Raw genomic sequence first — 18,166 nt, 5'->3', positions numbered from 1 at the left:
CCCTCCTGCGTACACGGGCGTCCGGGGCGTCAGCCGCCGAACTCCTCCAGGCCCTTCAGCGCCTGGTCCAGCAGGGCCTGGCGGCCCTCCAGCTCACGCGCCAGCTTGTCGGCCTTGGCGTTGTTGCCCGCCGCACGCGCCGCGTCGATCTGCGTACGCAGCTTGTCGACGGCCGCCTGCAGCTGACCCGTCAGGCCGGCCGCACGCGCCCGCGCCTCCGGGTTCGTACGACGCCACTCGCCCTCCTCGGCCTCCTGGATCGCACGCTCGACCGTGTGCATCCGGCCCTCGACCTTCGGCCGGGCGTCCCGCGGCACGTGGCCGATGGCCTCCCAGCGCTCGTTGAGCGAGCGGAACGCGGCGCGGGCCGCCTTCAGGTCCGTGATCGGGACGAGCTTCTCGGCCTCGTCGGCCAGCTCTTCCTTCAGCTTGAGGTTCTCGGTCTGCTCGGCGTCACGCTCGGCGAAGACCTCGCTGCGGGCCGCGAAGAACACGTCCTGCGCACCGCGGAAGCGGTTCCACAGGTCGTCCTCGGACTCGCGCTGGGCCCGGCCCGCCGCCTTCCAGTCCGCCATCAGCTCGCGGTAGCGGGCGGCCGTCGGACCCCAGTCGGTCGACTTCGACAGCGACTCGGCCTCCGCGACCAGCTTCTCCTTGACCTTGCGGGCGTCCTCGCGCTGGGCGTCCAGCGAGGCGAAGTGCGCCTTGCGGCGCTTGGAGAAGGCGGAACGGGCGTGGGAGAACCGGTGCCACAGCTCGTCGTCCGACTTGCGGTCCAGGCGCGGCAGACCCTTCCAGATGTCCACCAGGGCGCGCAGCCGCTCACCGGCACTGCGCCACTGGTCGCTCTGCGCCAGCTGCTCGGCCTCGACGACCAGCGCGTCCTTGGCCGCACGGGCCTCGTCCGTCTGCTTGGCCTTCGCCACCTTGCGCTCTTCGCGCCGGGACTCCACGGTCGTGACCAGCTTGTCCAGCCGCACGCGCAGGGCGTCCAGGTCACCCACGGCATGGTGCTCGTCGACCTGCACGCGCAGGTGGTCGATAGCCGTCTGGGCGTCCTTGGCGGACAGATCAGTGGTCCGCACGCGCTTTTCGAGGAGGCCGATCTCGACCACCAGGCCCTCGTACTTGCGCTCGAAATAGGCCAGGGCCTCCTCAGGGGTGCCGGCCTGCCACGATCCGACGACCTGCTCGCCATCGGAAGTACGCACGTACACGGTGCCCGTCTCGTCGACTCGGCCCCACGGGTCGCTGCTCACAGCGCCTCCTCCACCTGATGCCTTGCGAGGGGTTCACCCCCTGGGCATCGTCCACAGTTTCCTGGGGCGGGCAGCGCCCGCCCTGCACAACGCCAACATAGGCGACCGCCGGGCCGGCTGTCCGCATCCCGCACGACGGAATATCGGCGTACGGGCGGTGGGCCGGCCGGGCCCGGGGTCCCCGCATCACGTCAGTTCTGCGTGACCGTGCCCTTCTGGATCTTTACCTCGTTCTTCGGCGCGCCGTCCTGGCCGCCGTCGACCGTACCGGCCTTCGCGATCTCTTCCAGGACCTTCACGCCGGCCGGGTCGATCTTGCCGAACGGCGTGTACGACGGCGCCAGCGGGCTGTCCTTGTAGACCAGGAAGAACTGGCTGCCGCCCGAGCCGGGCTGACCCGTGTTCGCCATGGCCACCGTGCCGGCCGGGTAGACGACCTGGCCCTGCTCGTTGGCCTTGCCCAGCGAATCGAGGTTCTCGTCCGGGATGTTGTAGCCCGGGCCGCCCCGGCCGGTGCCCTCGGGGTCGCCGCACTGGAGCACGAAGATCCCTCCGGCCGTCAGCCGGTGGCACTTGGTGTTGTCGAAGTAGCCCTTGTCGGCGAGCGACTTGAAGGAGTTGACGGTCTGCGGGGTCTTCGCCGCGTCCATCGCGAAGTTGATGTCGCCCGCGCTGGTCTTCAGCGCGAAGGTGTACTTCCCCTTCTGGTCGATCGCCATCTCCGGCGAGGGGGACTGCTTGGGCGCGGGCTCGCTCGCCGAGGCCGAGGGGTCCGCGGACGGGTCCGCGGCCTGGTCCTTCTTGTCCTTGTCGAAGACACCGCCGACGATCAGGCCCACCAGCGTCGCGATCACCACGGCCACCGCCGCACCGATCACGGCCGCACGCCGGCGCGACTTCTGCCGGGCCTCGGCCCGGCGCTTCTGCTGGCGCTCGTACTTCTCCTTGGCGAGCTGTCGCCGTCGCTGATCGCTCGTGACCACCGGGTCGTCTCCTTGTACGTGTCTGGTACTGCTGTCCGGGCTGGGCTAGGCCGTACCGTATATGGGTTCGCTGTGTAATGAGCGGCGCCGGTAGGCTCTGAGCAGCAGGATTCCTGTCTACAACCTCCCGCCGGACGACGATTGAGGACGAACGTGCTGATTGCCGGGTTCCCCGCAGGCGCTTGGGGCACCAACTGCTACGTGGTCGCCCCCGCCGCCGGTGAGGAGTGCGTCATCATCGACCCGGGCCATCAGGCCGCCCAGGGTGTCGAGGAGACGCTGAAGAAGCATCGGCTCAAGCCCGTCGCGGTCGTTCTGACCCACGGCCACATCGATCATGTGGCCTCGGTGGTCCCGGTGTGCGGAGCACACGACGTACCGGCCTGGATCCACCCCGAGGACCGCTACATGATGAGCGATCCGGAGAAGGCCCTCGGCCGCTCCATCGGGATGCCCCTCATGGGCGAGCTGACCGTGGGGGAGCCGGACGACGTCCGCGAGCTGACCGACGGCGCCGCCCTGAAATTGGCCGGAATGGAATTCAACGTCGCGCACGCGCCGGGGCATACCAAGGGGTCGGTGACCTTCCGGATGCCCGAGCTGGCCGACATCCCGCCGGTCTTCTTCTCGGGCGACCTGCTCTTCGCCGGCTCCATCGGACGCACCGACCTGCCCGGCGGCTCCCACGCAGAGATCCTCGAATCGCTGGGCCGCGTGTGCCTGCCGCTCGACGACTCGACCGTGGTGCTGTCCGGCCACGGTCCCCAGACCACCATCGGCCGCGAGCGCGCGACCAACCCGTACCTTCGGGAGGTCGCCGCCGGGCTCGGAGACGGCACCGCCGCTCCACGACGAGGAATGTGACGAGAGTTTCGTGAGTACTTTCAAGGCCCCCAAGGGCACGTACGACCTGATCCCGCCGTACTCGGCCAAGTACCTGGCGGTCCGCGAGGCCATCTCCGGCCCGCTGCGGAAGTCCGGCTACGGATACGTCGAGACGCCCGGCTTTGAGGACGTGGACCTCTTCGCCCGCGGTGTCGGTGAGTCCACCGACATCGTCACGAAGGAGATGTACACCCTCACGACCAAGGGCGGCGCCAACCTGGCACTGCGTCCCGAGGGCACGGCGTCCGTGCTGCGTGCGGCCCTGGAGGCCAACCTGCACAAGGCCGGCGGCCTGCCGGTCAAGCTCTGGTACTCGGGTTCGTACTACCGCTACGAGCGCCCTCAGAAGGGCCGTTACCGCCACTTCTCGCAGGTGGGCGCCGAGGCGATCGGTGCCGAGGACCCCGCCCTGGACGCCGAGCTGATCATCCTGGCCGACCAGGCGTACCGCTCGCTGGGCCTGCGCAACTTCCGGATCCTGCTGAACTCGCTGGGCGACGCGGAGTGCCGTCCGGTCTACCGCGAGGCGCTCCAGGACTTCCTCCGGGGCCTGGACCTGGACGAGGAGACGCTGCGCCGGGCCGAGATCAACCCCCTGCGCGTGCTCGACGACAAGCGGGACGACGTGCAGAAGCAGCTGGTCGGCGCGCCGCTGCTGAAGGACTACCTGTGTGACGCGTGCAAGGCGTACCACGCCGAGGTGCGCGAGCTGATCACGGCCGCGGGCGTGGTCTTCGAGGACGACGAGAAGCTGGTCCGCGGGCTGGACTACTACACCCGGACCACCTTCGAGTTCGTCCACGACGGTCTCGGCTCGCAGTCCGCGGTGGGCGGCGGCGGCCGCTACGACGGCCTGTCCGAGATGATCGGCGGACCGGCGCTGCCGTCCGTGGGCTGGGCACTGGGCGTGGACCGTACGGTGCTGGCGCTCGAGGCCGAGGGCATCGAGCTGGACATTCCGCCGACGACCAGCGTCTTCGCGATCGCCATGGGCGACGAGGCCCGGAAGCTGCTCTTCGGCGCCGTCACCGAGCTGCGCAGGGCAGGCATCGCGGCGGACTTCTCGTACGGGTCCAAGGGCCTCAAGAGCCACATGAAGAACGCCAACCGGTCCGGGGCGCCGCTCACGGTGGTCGCAGGCGAGCGGGACCTCGCCGAGGGCGTCGTCCAGCTCAAGGACATGGAGTCCGGGGAGCAGACGGCCGTGCCCGTCGCCGAGCTGGTGGACACGGTCCGGGCCCGCCTCGCCTGACGGCAGCGCTACGGGAACAGCGCAACGGGCGGGGCCGGGGATCCTTCCTCGGCCCCGCCCGTTCACAGGCTCGTACGGCACAATGGCCCGTGCTTGATCACCTGGCAGATGTGGAGCGGGCGGTATGACGACACGAAGCGCGGACGCGGACACCGCCCGGGGCAGGACGGTCGGGGGGAGCCGGGCGCTGGCCCTGCTGCTGGTGATCACCGGCATCGCGGGCCTGATCGCGGCCTGGGTGATCACCATCGACAAGTTCAAGCTGCTCGAGGACCCGGACTTCAAGCCGGCCTGCAGCCTGAACCCGATCGTCTCCTGCGGCAACATCATGACGAGCGACCAGGCGTCGGCCTTCGGCTTCCCGAACCCGATGCTCGGACTCGTCGCCTACGGGATCGTGATCTGCGTCGGCATGAGCCTGCTGGCCGGAGCCTCGTTCCGCCGCTGGTACTGGCTCACCTTCAACGCCGGCACCCTCTTCGGCGTCGTCTTCTGCGCCTGGCTCATGTACCAGTCGCTGTACAACATCAACTCGCTCTGCCTGTGGTGCTGCCTCGCCTGGGTCGCCACGATCTTCATGTTCTGGTACGTCACCTCGCACAACGTCCGCGAGGGACTGCTGCCCGCGCCGGGCTGGCTCAAGTCCTTCTTCGCCGAGTTCACCTGGGTCCTGCCCGTGCTCCACGTCGGGATCATCGGGATGCTGATCCTGACCCGCTGGTGGGACTTCTGGACCTCCTGACGGTGGCGGGCGGCTCTGTCGGTGGGCTCGCATAGGCTTCCCGTGTGGAACCAGACCTGTTCACCGCCGCTGCCGAAGACCGCCGGGAGAAAGACCCCGCGAGCTCCCCGCTCGCCGTCCGCATGCGCCCGCGCACCCTGGACGAGGTCGTGGGCCAGCAACACCTGCTGAAGCCCGGATCACCGCTGCGCCGGCTGGTCGGGGAAGGAGCGGTCGGCCCGGCCGGCGCCTCCTCGGTGATCCTCTGGGGCCCGCCCGGCATCGGGAAGACGACGCTTGCGTACGTGGTCAGCCAGGCCACCCAGAAGCGCTTCGTGGAGCTCTCCGCGATCACGGCGGGCGTCAAGGAAGTACGGGCGGTCATCGAGGGCGCCAAGCGCGCGGCCGGGGGCTACGGCAAGGACACCGTCCTCTTCCTCGACGAGATCCACCGCTTCAGCAAGGCGCAGCAGGACTCGCTGCTCCCCGCCGTCGAGAACCGCTGGGTGACGCTGATCGCCGCCACCACCGAGAACCCCTACTTCTCGATCATCTCCCCGCTGCTCTCGCGCTCCCTGCTGCTGACGCTGGAGCCGCTGACCGACGAGGACCTGAGCGCGCTGATGCGGCGCGCGCTCACCGAGGAGCGGGGCCTGGGCGGGACCGTGTCCCTCCCCGCGGACGCGGAGGCGCACCTGCTGCGGATCGCGGGCGGCGACGCCCGGCGGGCGCTCACGGCGCTGGAGGCGGGCGCGGGCTCGGCCATCGCCAAGGGCGAGGACGAGATCACCCTCCAGACGCTGGAGGAGGCGGTCGACCGGGCGGCGGTCCGGTACGACAAGGACGGCGACCAGCACTACGACGTGGCCAGCGCGCTGATCAAGTCGATCCGCGGCTCGGACGTGGACGCCGCGCTGCACTACCTGGCGCGGATGATCGACGCCGGTGAGGACCCCCGGTTCATCGCCCGCCGCCTGATGATCTCCGCGAGCGAGGACATCGGCCTGGCCGACCCGACGGCCCTGCCGATCGCGGTGGCCGCGGCCCAGGCGGTGGCGATGATCGGCTTCCCGGAGGCGGCGCTGACCCTGTCGCACGCCACCATCGCGCTGGCGCTGGCCCCGAAGTCCAACACCGCGACGACCGCGATCGGCGCGGCGCTGGCCGACGTACGGGCGGGACTGGCGGGCGCGGTCCCGGCGCACCTGCGGGACGGGCACTACAAGGGCGCGGCGAAGCTGGGGCACGCGCAGGGGTACGTGTACCCGCACGACGTGCCGGGCGCGATCGCCGCGCAGCAGTACGCGCCCGACGAGATCCAGGGCAAGCGGTACTACGAGCCGACGCGCTACGGCGCGGAAGCCCGCTACGCGGACGTGGTGGAAAAGGTGCGCGAGCGCCTGCGCGGATCCACTTCGTAAGGGGTGGCCCAGGCTGCCCGGGCGACCACGCACCTCCCCACCCGCGCATGCTGCGGGGACGCGCTCGCCGACGAGCGCCGCATCGACTTCGGCTTCAACCTGCCCGACGCCGCACCCCGGCGTGGCCCCGCCGGGGTCCGGGCGGCGGAGCCTAGGCTCCGGGCATGGCTCCGTCCCGGCCGTTCGCCGTGGTCCTCACGCTCGCCCTGGCCGGGCCCGCAACGGCCGGGTGCCACCACGACGACGTCCAGACGGCCCGGGCCAGCGCGGCGACGCTGGTCGCGCAGGTGCCCCTCACCGGCGCCGGGTTCCCTCCGGACGCGCGCACCGCGCAGGCGCAGCTGGCCGGGCTGAAGGTCGGGCCGGGCCGGAACTGGCGGACGTACAAGCGCGAGAACTTCGGCAGGTACTGGTCCGACGAGACCGGTGCCGTCGGCGGGCGCAACGGCTGCGACACCCGCGACGACGTGCTGCGCCGGGACCTCAGGGAGCTCCGTGAGGGGGACCGCAACCCGTGCGTCGTGCTGTCCGGGGTGCTGCACGACCCGTACACCGGCAAGGAGCTGCCCTACACCTACCGGCGGGCTTCGCAGATCCAGACCGACCACGTGGTCGCGCTCGGCGCCGCCTGGCGGGGAGGTGCGTACGCGTGGACCCCGCAGCGCAGGCTGGAGTACGCGAACGACCTCGACGTGCTGCTCGCCACGGACAAGCAGACGAACTACGACAAGGGCAGCAGGACGGCCGACAAGTGGCGGCCGCCCCGGCGTGCGTACTGGTGCGAGTACGCGCGCCGCTACACCGGCATCAAGGCCAAGTACGGGCTGTCCGTGACGGCGCCGGAGAAGCTCGCCCTCCAGGACATGCTGGCCTCTTGCGCCCCGCAGCCCACCCCTTAGTGCGAGGCCGCCGAGAACAGCGAGTGCATCGCCCGGCGCAGGCCGCAGATGTCGGCCACCGGCTCGGGGAAGTCGAAGCGTGCGTCGAAGGAACCGGCCGCGCCGCCGGTGAAGCGGACGCGCAGGCCCAGGCGGTCCAGGGAGAGCGGGACGGCGGACATGCCGCGGGCCTCGCGGGCGCCCAGCAGCCCGCCCAGCTCACCGAGCCGGTCACCGTGGGCGGCGTGCAGGTGCTGCAGCAGTTCGGTCTCGTGCGCGACCATCGGGTCGGGCTCCGCGGCGGCCAGGTCCTCCGGGTCCACGTGCTCGGCGCCCCACAGGTCGTCCACCGAGATCTCGCCGACCTCCAGGCGCAGCATCATCCAGGCCGGGCGGCCGCCGCCCCGAAGAGCATCGTTCGGGGAGTCGAGGGACTCCCGCATGCCCAGCAGCTCACCCACCGGCTGCCGCTCCGCGAGCAGCGCCGCGCAGGCCGCGCGCTCGTCCCCGCGCACCGGGGTAAGCCACCCGGCCAGCCAGGCGCGGCCTCGGATACGATGGGGGACGGACACCGGCGCCACATCCGTGATCTCGATCACGGCGGTGAGGTCGTCGTCCTGGGCGTAAGCGGCTGCCCTGGCAGCCGCGGATTCCCCTGAGACAAGGAGAATCACGTCCCCGTCCGGGGTGACGGTCCGTGCGACCGGCAGCCCTGTCCCGAACTCCTCGGTCTCGTGACTGTCACGAGCACCGATCAGCGTGAGGGATACTGAGGCGTTGGACTCTACGAGGGTTCGTACGCGTTCGGCTCCGGTGAGCTGCCGAACGCCTTCCCTGGGACGCGGCTGACCTTGCTTATCGTCGGCGCAAGCGGATTCTGTTTCGTCTGAATCCGGACTGCGTTGCGCACTGGGCAGGGGGATCCCATGTGGTCGAGACATTACGTCCTCCTCGATAAGGTAAGCCTCACCTAACTTACATGGAGGTAGGTTCCCCGTGAACCAGAAGCGACCCAAGGTCAAGAAGTCGCGTGCCCTCGGCATTGCGCTGACCCCGAAGGCCGTCAAGTACTTCGAGGCCCGCCCCTACCCGCCGGGCGAGCACGGCCGTGGCCGCAAGCAGAACTCGGACTACAAGGTTCGTCTGCTGGAGAAGCAGCGTCTGCGCGCTCAGTACGACATCTCTGAGCGTCAGATGGCCCGCGCGTACGACCGCGCCAAGAAGGCCGAAGGCAAGACGGGCGAGGCGCTTGTCGTCGAGCTCGAGCGTCGCCTCGACGCCCTGGTTCTGCGTTCGGGCATCGCCCGCACCATCTACCAGGCCCGCCAGATGGTCGTTCACGGCCACATCGAGGTCAACGGTGACAAGGTCGACAAGCCGTCGTTCCGTGTCCGCCCGGACGACGTCATCACCGTGCGCGAGCGCAGCCGCGAGAAGGTTCCGTTCCAGGTTGCCCGTGAGGGTGGCTACGCAGGCGAGGGCGAGACCCCGCGCTACCTGCAGGTCAACCTGAAGGCCCTGGCCTTCCGCCTGGACCGCGACCCGAACCGCAAGGAAATCCCGGTCATCTGCGACGAGCAGCTCGTCGTCGAGTACTACGCCCGCTGATGCAGGCCTAGTCTCACTGGCTGGTCAGCCCGCCGTCCCCTCCGGGGGGCGGCGGGTTTTCCGTTTCCGCCGGGCCCTCAGGGCTGGTCCGCCGCCGCCCGGGTCGAGACCCGGGAGCCGCGCGGACCGCCGCCGCCCCGGCCCGTCGGCCGCGGGAGCCCGCCGGCGCCGCCACCGCGCTCCTCGGGGCTGCTCAGGGCCCGTCCCACCAGCGCCTCCCGGCTCAGCTCCCGCCCCTCGGCCTCGTACGCCGCGTACCGCTCGGCGCCGAGCAGCTCGCCCGCCTGCTCCCGGCACGTCAGCCGCGGGGCGTTGAAGTACCCCGAGCCGAACAGCTGCAGCCCCACCCCGCCCCACATGGGCTCCGCCGCCCCCTGGAGCACCGCGGCCTCGGCCGCGTCCCCCTCCGCCACCGTGACCAGCGCGAGCAGCTCCAGCGCGAGCACCAGCCCGACCAGGTCGTGGAAGACGTGGTTGATCGCCACGCACTCGGTCAGCAGCCGGCGCGCCTCCTGCGTGCGGCCCCTGTCCAGGGCCGCGTACGCCAGGACGTACAGGGCGTACGCCTTCGTCCAGCGCTCCCCGCGCTCCTCGCAGATCTCCCGGACCTCCCCGCACAGCGCGAGCGCGCCCGGCAGATCGCCGAGGAAGGCCAGCGCCATCCCCAGCTCCACCTGGCACATCAGTACGTTGCTGTTCAGCTCGCCGGCCGCCCGGTACTGCTCCAGCGCGGTGCCCAGCAGCTCCCGGGCCCGCGTCATGTCGTCCGAGACCAGAGCCAGACAGCCCATCCGGTGCACCGCATAGGCCGACGCCACCGGGTTCCCGCTCTGCGCCGCCCCGTCCCGGCACTCGTACAGGGCGCTCATCGAGGCGGCCGCGTCCCCCTGCAGGGCCGCGACGTAGCCCAGTACCCACAGGGCCTTCAGCCGCGAGCTCTCGTAGTCCGACGTCGCCCGGTCCACCGGCTCCAGGGTCCGGTCCAGCCAGTGCCGCCCCTCGGTCAGGCGCCCGCAGCCCGCCCAGTAGAACCACAGCGTCCCCGCGAGGTACTGGCCCAGGTGCGCCTCGTCCGGCTCGTCCAGGCAGCACTCCAGGGCGAGCCGCACGTTCGGCAGCTCCACCTCGACCAGAGCGGCCACCTCCTCCTGGCGCGGGCTGAACCAGTCCAGCTCGCACCACGTCGCCAGCCCCACGTACCAGTCCCGGTGACGCCGCCGCAGGCGCCCGGCGTCACCCAGCGACTCCAGCCAGCCCGCCCCGTACGCCCGTACGGTCTCCAGCATGCGGAACCGCACCCCGGCGGGCGTCTCCTCGCGGATCAGCAGGGACTGGGCCTGGAGCTCGCCGACCAGGTCCAGTACGTCCTCCACCGGCAGATCCGGACCCGCGCACACGTATTCGACGGCGTCGAGGTCGAACTGCCCCGCGAACACCGACAGCCGCGCCCACAGCAGCCGCTCCGCGGGCGTGCACAGCTCATGGCTCCAGCCGATGGCCGTACGCAGCGCCCGGTGCCGGGCGAGCCCGCCGCGCGCACCGCCCGTCAGCAGCGCGAAGCGGTCCTCCAGCCGGGCCAGCACCTGGGCCGGGGAGAGCGTCCGCAGCCGGCCCGCCGCCAGCTCCAGTGCGAGCGGGATCCCGTCGAGGCGGGCGCACAGCTCGACCAGCGCGTCCCGGTTCTCCTCGGTCACGGCGAAGGCCGGGTCGGCCGCGGCGGCCCGCGCCGCCAGCAGGGCCAGCGCCTCCTCCGGGTCCGGCGGGGCCAGCGGGAAGGCCAGCTCCCCGTCCAGGGCCAGCGGGCGCCGCCCCGCCGCGAGGACGTGCAGGCCGGGGCAGCGCCGCAGCAGCTCCCGCACGAGATCGGCGCACTCGTCGACCAGCTGCTCGAAGCCGTCCAGGACCAGCAGCAGGCGCCGCTCCGCCAGGTGTCCGGCCAGGACGGCGCGGGGCGGCCGGGTGGTGTGGTCGGTCAGCCCCAGCGCCTCGGCGAGGGCCAGCTCCAGCAGCGCGGGGTCCCGTACGCCCGCCAGCTCGGCCAGCCAGACCCCGTCGCAGTAGCGTTCCTGCATTCCCTCGGCGGCGGCCCGGGCGGCCGCGAGCGCGAACCGGGACTTGCCCACCCCGCCCACGCCGGTCACCGTCACGAGCCGCGAGGAATCCAGGAGCCGCCCCAGCTCGGCGAGTTCGCCACCCCGCCCGACGAACCGGCTGAGCTCCGAGGGAAGATTGCCCCCGGCGGCACTTGGATGGGGTCTCTGTCGCATGGGACACGGAGGGTACTGGTCCGGATGCGCTGCGTTCAAGACGAGTCCCGTCCTCCCCGTATTCCGGTACGGCCGGGGATCTCCGGCGCGATAGGGTCGGAGGGCGAATAGTCCTGCACTTCAGGAACAGACAGAGAGCGGTGTGACGTGTCCGGTGTAGAGGTGGCCGGGATCATCGTGGCCGTCTTCTGGGCCATCCTGATCTCCTTCCTCGCGGTGGCCCTGGTGAGGCTGGCCCAGGTCCTCAAGGCGACCACCAAGCTGGTGGCCGACGTGACCGACCAGGCCGTCCCGCTGCTGGCCGACGCCTCCACGACCGTCCGCTCCGCGCGCACCCAGCTCGACCGGGTCGACGCCATCGCGAGCGACGTCCAGGAGGTCACCTCCAACGCCTCCGCGCTGTCCTCCACCGTGGCCACCGCCTTCGGCGGGCCGCTGGTGAAGGTCGCGGCCTTCGGCTACGGCGTCCGCAAGGCGCTGGGCAAGGGGGATGCCGCGACGTCGGGCGGCATGCCGCCGAAGGCATCCCGACGAACCGTGATCGTTGGCCGTACGGTGCCGGCCGCCCGGCGCCGGAAGCAGAAGGGCTGAGACCGCCGATGTTCCGCCGAGCCTTCTGGTTCACCGCAGGCGCAGCCGCCGGCGTGTGGGCCACCACCAAGGTCAACCGCCAGCTCAAGAAGCTGACACCGGAGAGCCTCGCAGCCCAGGCGGCCGACAAGGCCGTGGAGGCGGGTCACCGCCTCAAGGACTTCGCCCTCGACGTCAAGGCGGGAATGACGCAGCGCGAGGACGAGCTCAACGATGCGCTGGGGCTCCACCAGGACCCCGACCGGCCCGACAACGTCACTGCCCTTCCCGGGCCGCGGCGGCTGCGGGCCATTGAGAACACCAAGACCACTTACCGCCCGAACCAGTCGGCGGTTACGTACGACCGGAATGAGGACCACTGATGGAGTCGGCTGAAATTCGCCGCCGCTGGCTGAGCTTCTTCGAGGAGCGCGGTCACGCCGTTGTCCCTTCGGCGTCGCTCATCGCGGACGACCCGACTCTGCTGCTGGTCAACGCGGGCATGGTCCCGTTCAAGCCGTACTTCCTCGGCGAGACCAAGCCCCCGGCCCCGCGGGCCACCAGCGTGCAGAAGTGCGTCCGCACGCCGGACATCGAAGAGGTCGGCAAGACCACCCGGCACGGCACGTTCTTCCAGATGTGCGGCAACTTCTCCTTCGGGGACTACTTCAAGGAAGGCGCCATCAAGTACGCCTGGGAGCTGCTCACCAGCTCCGTGGCGGACGGCGGCTACGGCCTCGAGCCCGAGAAGCTCTGGATCACCGTCTACCTCGACGACGACGAGGCCGAGCAGATCTGGCGCGAGAAGATCGGCGTGCCCGCCGAACGCATCCAGCGCCTGGGCAAGAAGGACAACTTCTGGTCCATGGGCGTCCCAGGCCCCTGCGGCCCGTGCTCCGAGATCAACTACGACCGCGGCCCCGAGTTCGGCGTCGAGGGCGGCCCGGCCGTCAACGACGAGCGCTACGTGGAGATCTGGAACCTGGTCTTCATGCAGTACGAGCGCGGAGCCGGCGACGGGAAGGAAGACTTCCCGATCCTCGGCGACCTCCCGTCGAAGAACATCGACACGGGTCTGGGTCTCGAGCGCCTCGCGATGATCCTGCAGGGCGTGCAGAACATGTACGAGACCGACACCCTGCGCGTGGTCATGGACAAGGCCACCGAGCTCACCGGCGTGCAGTACGGGGCCGCCCAGGGCACCGACGTGTCGATGCGCGTGGTCGCCGACCACATCCGTACCTCCGTCATGCTCATCGGCGACGGCGTCACCCCCGGCAACGAGGGCCGCGGCTACGTGCTGCGCCGCATCATGCGCCGCGCCATCCGCAACATGCGTCTCATGGGCGCCACCGGTCCCGTCGTCCAGGACCTGGTCGACGTCGTGATCGACACGATGGGCCAGCAGTACCCGGAGCTCGTCACCGACCGCAAGCGCATCGAGACCGTCGCGCTCGCCGAAGAGGCCGCCTTCCTGAAGGCCGTCAAGGGTGGCACCAACATCCTCGACACCGCCGTGACCGAGACCAAGGCCGCCGGCGGCACGGTCCTCTCCGGCGACAAGGCGTTCCTGCTCCACGACACCTGGGGCTTCCCGATCGACCTCACCCTGGAAATGGCTGCCGAGCAGGGTCTCTCCGTGGACGAGCCCGGCTTCCGCCGCCTGATGCAGGAGCAGCGCGACCGGGCCAAGGCCGACGCCAAGGCCAAGAAGACCGGCCACGCGGACATGTCCGCCTACCGTGAGATCGCCGACGGCTCCGGCGCCACCGAGTTCACCGGCTACGCCACCACCCAGGGCGAGTCCACCATCGTCGGACTGCTGGTCAACGGCGTCTCCGCGCCCGCCGCCTCCGAGGGCGACGAGGTCGAGGTCGTCCTCGACCGCACCCCGTTCTACGCCGAGGGCGGCGGCCAGCTCGCCGACCAGGGCCGCATCAAGCTCGACTCGGGCGCCGTCATCGTCGTTCGCGACGTGCAGCAGCCGGTCCCGGGCGTCTCCGTGCACAAGGGCTCCGTCCAGGTCGGCGAGGTGACGGTGGGCGCCTCCGCGTACGCCGCCATCGACATCCACCGCCGCCGGGCCATCGCCCGCGCCCACTCGGCCACGCACCTGACCCACCAGGCGCTGCGCGACGCCCTCGGCCCGACGGCCGCCCAGGCCGGCTCCGAGAACAGCCCCGGCCGTTTCCGCTTCGACTTCGGTTCCCCGAACGCCGTCCCCGGCTCGGTCCTCACCGACGTCGAGCAGAAGATCAACGACGTGCTGTCGCGCGAGCTCGACGTCACCGCCGAGATCATGAGCATCGACGAGGCGAAGAAGCAGGGCGCCATCGCCGAGTTCGGCGAGAAGTACGGCGAGCGGGTGCGCGTCGTCACCATCGGCGACTTCTCCAAGGAGCTCTGCGGCGGCACGCACGTCGGCAACACCTCCCAGCTCGGTCTGGTGAAGCTGCTCGGCGAGTCCTCCATCGGCTCCGGCGTGCGCCGTGTCGAGGCCCTGGTGGGCGTGGACGCGTACAACTTCCTCGCCAAGGAGCACACGGTCGTCGCCCAGCTCCAGGAGCTGGTCAAGGGCCGTCCGGAGGAGCTGCCGGAGAAGATCGCCTCCATGCTCGGCAAGCTGAAGGACGCCGAGAAGGAGATCGAGAAGTTCCGCGCGGAGAAGGTCCTCCAGGCCGCCGCCGGGCTCGCCCAGAACGCCCAGGACATCAAGGGCGTCGCCCTGGTCGTCGGCCAGGTGGCGGACGGCATCGGCGCCGACGACCTGCGCAAGCTGGTCCTCGACGTCCGCGGCCGGCTGCAGCAACTGTCAGGGGCCGGCGACCGCCCGGCCGTCGTGGCCCTGTTCACCGTGGCGAACGCCCGCCCGCTGACCGTCATCGCCACCAACGAGGCCGCCCGCGAGCGCGGTCTCAAGGCCGGCGACCTGGTCCGTACGGCTGCCAAGACCCTCGGTGGTGGCGGCGGCGGCAAGCCGGACGTCGCCCAGGGCGGCGGCCAGAACCCGGCCGCCGTGCCGGAGGCCATCGCCGCGGTCGAACGCCTCGTCGTCGAGACGGCCTGACGATGACTCTGCGCCGCGGCCGCCGGCTCGCCATCGATGTCGGGGACGCCCGGATCGGGGTCGCCTCGTGCGACCCCGACGGGGTGCTGGCCACACCGGTGGAAACCGTTCCGGGCCGGGACATCCCCTTCGCCCACCGGCGGCTGCGGCAGCTCGTCGAGGAGTACGAGCCCCTCGAAGTCGTGGTCGGCCTTCCCCGCTCGCTCAGCGGGCGGGAGGGGCCGGCCGCGGCCAAGGTGCGCGTCTTCGCGAACGAACTCGCCAAGGGCATCAAGCCGGTGACGGTCCGTCTGGTGGACGAGCGGATGACCACGGTCACCGCCGCCCAGGGCCTGCGGGCCTCGGGCAGGAACGCGAAGAAGGGCCGGTCGGTCATCGACCAGGCAGCCGCTGTGGTGATCCTTCAGAACGCTCTTGAGACCGAACGGGTATCAGGTAATCCGCCTGGTGAGTGCGTCGAAGTGGTTGTCTGATCGCGATACGGTAACGTTCCGCGCGATGAGGCGGCATTCGAACAGCCGTCGCCCACCGTCAAAGAGGCGGAACCGGGTGCCATGGACGACGGAGTCCGTGGCCTTCGTCTCGCGGCTCTAGGGGACCGATGACTGAGTATGGCCGGGGCCGTGGCCCCGAACCCTGGCACCCCGAGGACCCCCTTTACGGGGACCAGGGGTGGACCGGGCACCAGACCCAGCAGGGCCAGGTGCCTTACGGCGGTGCCCCGCAGCAGGAGTATCCGCAGGAGCCCCAGTACCAGGAGCAGTACCCCCAGCATCCGCAGTACCAGGAGTACCCGGAGCAGTACCAGCAGCCGCAGCAGTACGCGCCGCAGTCGCAGCAGCAGTACCCGCAGCAGCAGTACCCGCAGGGCCAGTACCAGCAGCAACAGCAGCCGCAGCAGCCTCAGCAGCAGCAGTACGCGCCGCAGCAGTACGCCGGCCAGCAGCAGGGCTATGCCCAGCCGCAGCAGGCCCAGCAGCCGCAGCAGCAGCCGGTGTACGACAGCCAGGGCTGGGACACCGGCCAGTACCAGGCCGCCGTGCAGGGCGGCCCGTACGCGGGCGTGGACCCCTACACCCAGCAGCCCGTGTCGGGCTACCCGGGTGAGGCCCCCGACCTCTACGGCACGGAGGACGCCTACGCGCCGCCGCAGCCCCCGGGCCGGCGGCACCTGGAGCCCGAACCCGTCGAGGAGGAAGAGGAGTCGGAGAACGGCCTGCTCACCGCCGGTGGCGGCCGTGACGGCGACGACGACGGCAGTGACGGCGACGAGCCCGGTGACGGCCGCCGGGGCGGCCGTTCGAAGGACGGCAAGCCCAAGAAGCGCAGCGGCACGGCCTGCCTGGTGGCCGCGGTGGTCATCCTCGGCGTCGTCGGCGGTGGCGGCTACTACGGCTACTCCTACCTCCAGGATCGCTTCGGCGCGGCCGCGGACTTCGCGGGCGAGGGCTCCGGCGAGACGGTCGAAGTGGTGATCCCCAAGGGCGCGGGCCTCGGCCAGATGGGCCGGATCCTCAAGGAAGCCGGCGTGGTCGCCAGCGCCCAGGCGTTCGTCGACGCCGCCAACGCCAACCCCAAGGGCAAAAACATCCAGCCGGGTTCCTACCCGCTGAAGAAGAAGATGTCGGGTGCGGCCGCCGTGGCCGTGATGATCGACCCCAGCAAGCTGAACGTCCTCACCGTCGCCGAGGGCTGGCGCAACACCAAGGTGTACGACGCGATCGACAAGAAGCTCGGCAAGCCGCAGGGCACCACCCAGGACATCGCCAAGCGCGAGGTCAAGAACCTCGGCCTGCCGGCCTGGGCGAACAACAACCCCAAGCTCATCGACCCGCTCGAGGGCTTCCTGTACCCGGCCCGCTACGACCTCAGCAAGGACAGCACTCCCGAGTCGCTGCTCAAGCAGATGGTCAAGAACGCGAGCGACAAGTACGCGGAGCTGGGCGTCGAGGGCAAGGCCAAGGAACTGGGCCTGGAGAACCCCCTCCAGGTGGTCACGGTCGCCAGCCTCGTCAACGCCGAGGGCAAGAACCACGACGACTTCCGGAAGATGGCCGAGGTGGTCTACAACCGCCTCAAGAAGACCAACGACGTCACGAACCAGAAGCTCCAGTTCGACTCGACGTACAACTACGTCAAGAACCAGAGCGAGATCAACTTCAACCTGAAGGAAGCCCAGGCCTTCGACAACCCCTACAACACGCACTTCGTCAGGGGCCTGCCCACCGGCCCGATCGGGAACCCCGGCCTGGACGCCCTGACCGCTACGCTCAACCCGGACCACGGTGGCTGGATGTTCTTCGTGTCGGTCGACGGCAATACGACGACCTTCACCAAGACCTACGAAGAGCACACGAAGCTGGCCGACGAGTTCCAGGAACGGCAGAAGCAGAAGAACGGCGGATAGCAGGACATGTCACGCATAAGGGCCGCGGTGTTGGGTTCGCCCATCGAGCACTCCCTCTCACCGGTGCTGCACCGCGCCGCTTATCAGGAGCTCGGCCTCGACGACTGGTCGTACGACCGCTTCGAGGTCGACGAGGCCGCGCTCCCGGAGTTCGTGACGGGCCTCGGCCCCGAGTGGGCCGGGCTGTCCCTGACCATGCCGCTCAAGCGGGCGATCATGCCGCTGCTGGACGGCATCAGCGACACGGCCGCCTCCGTCGAGGCGGTCAACACGGTCGTCCTCACCGAGGACGGCCGGCGCCTCGGCGACAACACCGACATCCCCGGCATCGTCGCCGCGCTCCACGAGCGCGGCGTCGAGAAGGTGCCCTCCGCCGCGATCCTCGGCGCCGGGGCCACCGCCTCCTCGGCGCTCGCCGCGCTCTCGCGGATCTGCTCCGGCGAGGTCACGGCGTACGTCCGCTCGCAGTCACGCGCCGACGAGATGCGCCAGTGGGGCGAGCGGCTCGGCGTTCCCGTCCGCACGGCCGACTGGTCCGAGGCGGCCGGGGCGCTGTCCGCGCCGCTGGTGATCGCCACCACCCCGGCCGGTACGACCGATGCGCTGGCCGCGTCCGTACCCGAAGGCGCGGGCACCCTCTTCGACGTCCTCTACGACCCCTGGCCGACCGCGCTGGCCGCCGCCTGGTCGCGGCAGGGCGGCCGGGTCGTCGGCGGGCTGGACCTCCTGGTCCACCAGGCCGTGCTCCAGGTCGAGCGGATGACCGGTCGCGCCCCGGGCCCGCTTGCCGCCATGAGGGCTGCCGGAGAGCGGGCGCTCGCCTCCCGTTAGGCTTTCCACCTGCGTAT

At 70.7% G+C, this 18,166-nt stretch carries 16 protein-coding genes; 12 read left to right on the top strand and 4 right to left on the bottom strand.

The window, feature by feature from the left end; all coding sequences use genetic code 11:
• Positions 1–29: 29 nt before the first annotated feature.
• Positions 30–1,259: a DUF349 domain-containing protein gene (locus OG444_RS08425; RefSeq protein WP_327261562.1), complete on the bottom strand. Its 1,230-nt coding sequence runs from the start codon at positions 1,257–1,259 to the stop codon at positions 30–32.
• Between the two features lie 191 nt (positions 1,260–1,450).
• On the bottom strand, positions 1,451–2,242 hold the full coding sequence (locus OG444_RS08420; RefSeq protein WP_327261561.1) for a peptidylprolyl isomerase: 792 nt from the start codon (positions 2,240–2,242) through the stop codon (positions 1,451–1,453).
• Between the two features lie 153 nt (positions 2,243–2,395).
• On the opposite strand from OG444_RS08420, the gene OG444_RS08415 reads away from it, so the two are divergent.
• The 5 genes from OG444_RS08415 (at position 2,396) to OG444_RS08395 (ending at position 7,420) form a co-directional block, all read left to right on the top strand.
• Complete coding sequence (locus OG444_RS08415; RefSeq protein WP_327261560.1) at positions 2,396–3,106, top strand: MBL fold metallo-hydrolase; 711 nt, start codon at positions 2,396–2,398, stop codon at positions 3,104–3,106.
• Positions 3,107–3,116: 10 nt separating this feature from the next.
• On the top strand, positions 3,117–4,379 hold the full coding sequence (gene hisS / locus OG444_RS08410) for a histidine--tRNA ligase (RefSeq protein WP_327261559.1): 1,263 nt from the start codon (positions 3,117–3,119) through the stop codon (positions 4,377–4,379).
• Between the two features lie 124 nt (positions 4,380–4,503).
• Positions 4,504–5,121, top strand: coding sequence for a vitamin K epoxide reductase family protein (locus OG444_RS08405; RefSeq protein WP_327261558.1), 618 nt, complete (start codon positions 4,504–4,506; stop codon positions 5,119–5,121).
• A gap of 44 nt (positions 5,122–5,165) precedes the next feature.
• Positions 5,166–6,521: a replication-associated recombination protein A gene (locus OG444_RS08400; protein ID WP_327261557.1), complete on the top strand. Its 1,356-nt coding sequence runs from the start codon at positions 5,166–5,168 to the stop codon at positions 6,519–6,521.
• A 164-nt stretch (positions 6,522–6,685) separates the two neighbouring features.
• Positions 6,686–7,420, top strand: a complete 735-nt coding sequence (locus tag OG444_RS08395) for an HNH endonuclease family protein (RefSeq protein ID WP_327261556.1) — start codon at positions 6,686–6,688, stop codon at positions 7,418–7,420.
• Here the strand turns inward: OG444_RS08395 and OG444_RS08390 are convergent.
• Positions 7,417–8,340 (bottom strand): DUF2470 domain-containing protein, encoded by a 924-nt coding sequence (locus OG444_RS08390; protein WP_327261555.1) that lies wholly within the window; start codon positions 8,338–8,340, stop codon positions 7,417–7,419. The genes OG444_RS08395 and OG444_RS08390 overlap by 4 nt on opposite strands.
• Before the next feature lie 55 nt (positions 8,341–8,395).
• Here OG444_RS08390 and rpsD point away from each other — a divergent pair, with 55 nt between their 5' ends.
• The gene (gene rpsD, locus OG444_RS08385) at positions 8,396–9,007 is read left to right on the top strand and encodes a 30S ribosomal protein S4 (RefSeq protein ID WP_008740451.1); all 612 of its coding nucleotides are present in this window, start codon (positions 8,396–8,398) and stop codon (positions 9,005–9,007) included.
• A 77-nt stretch (positions 9,008–9,084) separates the two neighbouring features.
• On the opposite strand, the gene OG444_RS08380 is transcribed toward rpsD, so the two are convergent.
• Positions 9,085–11,274 (bottom strand): ATP-binding protein, encoded by a 2,190-nt coding sequence (locus tag OG444_RS08380; RefSeq protein WP_327261554.1) that lies wholly within the window; start codon positions 11,272–11,274, stop codon positions 9,085–9,087.
• A 147-nt stretch (positions 11,275–11,421) separates the two neighbouring features.
• Here OG444_RS08380 and OG444_RS08375 point away from each other — a divergent pair, with 147 nt between their 5' ends.
• The 6 genes from OG444_RS08375 (at position 11,422) to OG444_RS08350 (ending at position 18,149) form a co-directional block, all read left to right on the top strand.
• Entirely contained in the window at positions 11,422–11,865 is a 444-nt protein-coding gene (locus OG444_RS08375; RefSeq protein WP_327261553.1) for a DUF948 domain-containing protein, read from the top strand.
• Between the two features lie 8 nt (positions 11,866–11,873).
• Positions 11,874–12,227 (top strand): DUF6167 family protein, encoded by a 354-nt coding sequence (locus OG444_RS08370; protein ID WP_327261552.1) that lies wholly within the window; start codon positions 11,874–11,876, stop codon positions 12,225–12,227.
• On the top strand, positions 12,227–14,911 hold the full coding sequence (alaS, locus tag OG444_RS08365; RefSeq protein ID WP_327261551.1) for an alanine--tRNA ligase: 2,685 nt from the start codon (positions 12,227–12,229) through the stop codon (positions 14,909–14,911). Before OG444_RS08370 ends, alaS begins: the two co-directional genes overlap by 1 nt.
• A 2-nt stretch (positions 14,912–14,913) precedes the next feature.
• The gene (gene ruvX, locus OG444_RS08360) at positions 14,914–15,384 is read left to right on the top strand and encodes a Holliday junction resolvase RuvX (protein ID WP_073920293.1); all 471 of its coding nucleotides are present in this window, start codon (positions 14,914–14,916) and stop codon (positions 15,382–15,384) included.
• 128 nt (positions 15,385–15,512) lie between these two features.
• Positions 15,513–17,318, top strand: coding sequence for an endolytic transglycosylase MltG (gene mltG / locus OG444_RS08355; protein ID WP_327261550.1), 1,806 nt, complete (start codon positions 15,513–15,515; stop codon positions 17,316–17,318).
• 6 nt (positions 17,319–17,324) lie between these two features.
• Positions 17,325–18,149 carry a shikimate dehydrogenase gene (locus tag OG444_RS08350; RefSeq protein ID WP_327261549.1) on the top strand — a complete coding sequence of 275 codons (825 nt, stop codon included), beginning with the start codon at positions 17,325–17,327 and terminating at the stop codon, positions 18,147–18,149.
• Positions 18,150–18,166 lie beyond the last annotated feature (17 nt).

This window comes from Streptomyces sp. NBC_01232, assembly GCF_035989885.1.
Lineage (GTDB): Bacteria > Actinomycetota > Actinomycetes > Streptomycetales > Streptomycetaceae > Streptomyces.
The sequence above is the reverse complement of the archived record's forward strand: the minus strand, read 5'-3'. Positions and strand labels throughout refer to the sequence as shown.

What these genes read in the sequence shown, in the direction of transcription:
- OG444_RS08350 (WP_327261549.1), top strand. Translation starts at nt 17,325, where the DNA reads ATGTCACGCATAAGGGCCGCGGTGTTGGGTTCGCCCATCGAGCACTCC.
- OG444_RS08370 (WP_327261552.1), top strand. Translation starts at nt 11,874, where the DNA reads ATGTTCCGCCGAGCCTTCTGGTTCACCGCAGGCGCAGCCGCCGGCGTG.
- OG444_RS08395 (WP_327261556.1), top strand. Translation starts at nt 6,686, where the DNA reads ATGGCTCCGTCCCGGCCGTTCGCCGTGGTCCTCACGCTCGCCCTGGCC.
- OG444_RS08380 (WP_327261554.1), bottom strand. Translation starts at nt 11,274, where the DNA reads ATGCGACAGAGACCCCATCCAAGTGCCGCCGGGGGCAATCTTCCCTCG.
- mltG (WP_327261550.1), top strand. Translation starts at nt 15,513, where the DNA reads ATGACTGAGTATGGCCGGGGCCGTGGCCCCGAACCCTGGCACCCCGAG.
- ruvX (WP_073920293.1), top strand. Translation starts at nt 14,914, where the DNA reads ATGACTCTGCGCCGCGGCCGCCGGCTCGCCATCGATGTCGGGGACGCC.
- alaS (WP_327261551.1), top strand. Translation starts at nt 12,227, where the DNA reads ATGGAGTCGGCTGAAATTCGCCGCCGCTGGCTGAGCTTCTTCGAGGAG.
- OG444_RS08405 (WP_327261558.1), top strand. Translation starts at nt 4,504, where the DNA reads ATGACGACACGAAGCGCGGACGCGGACACCGCCCGGGGCAGGACGGTC.
- OG444_RS08390 (WP_327261555.1), bottom strand. Translation starts at nt 8,340, where the DNA reads ATGTCTCGACCACATGGGATCCCCCTGCCCAGTGCGCAACGCAGTCCG.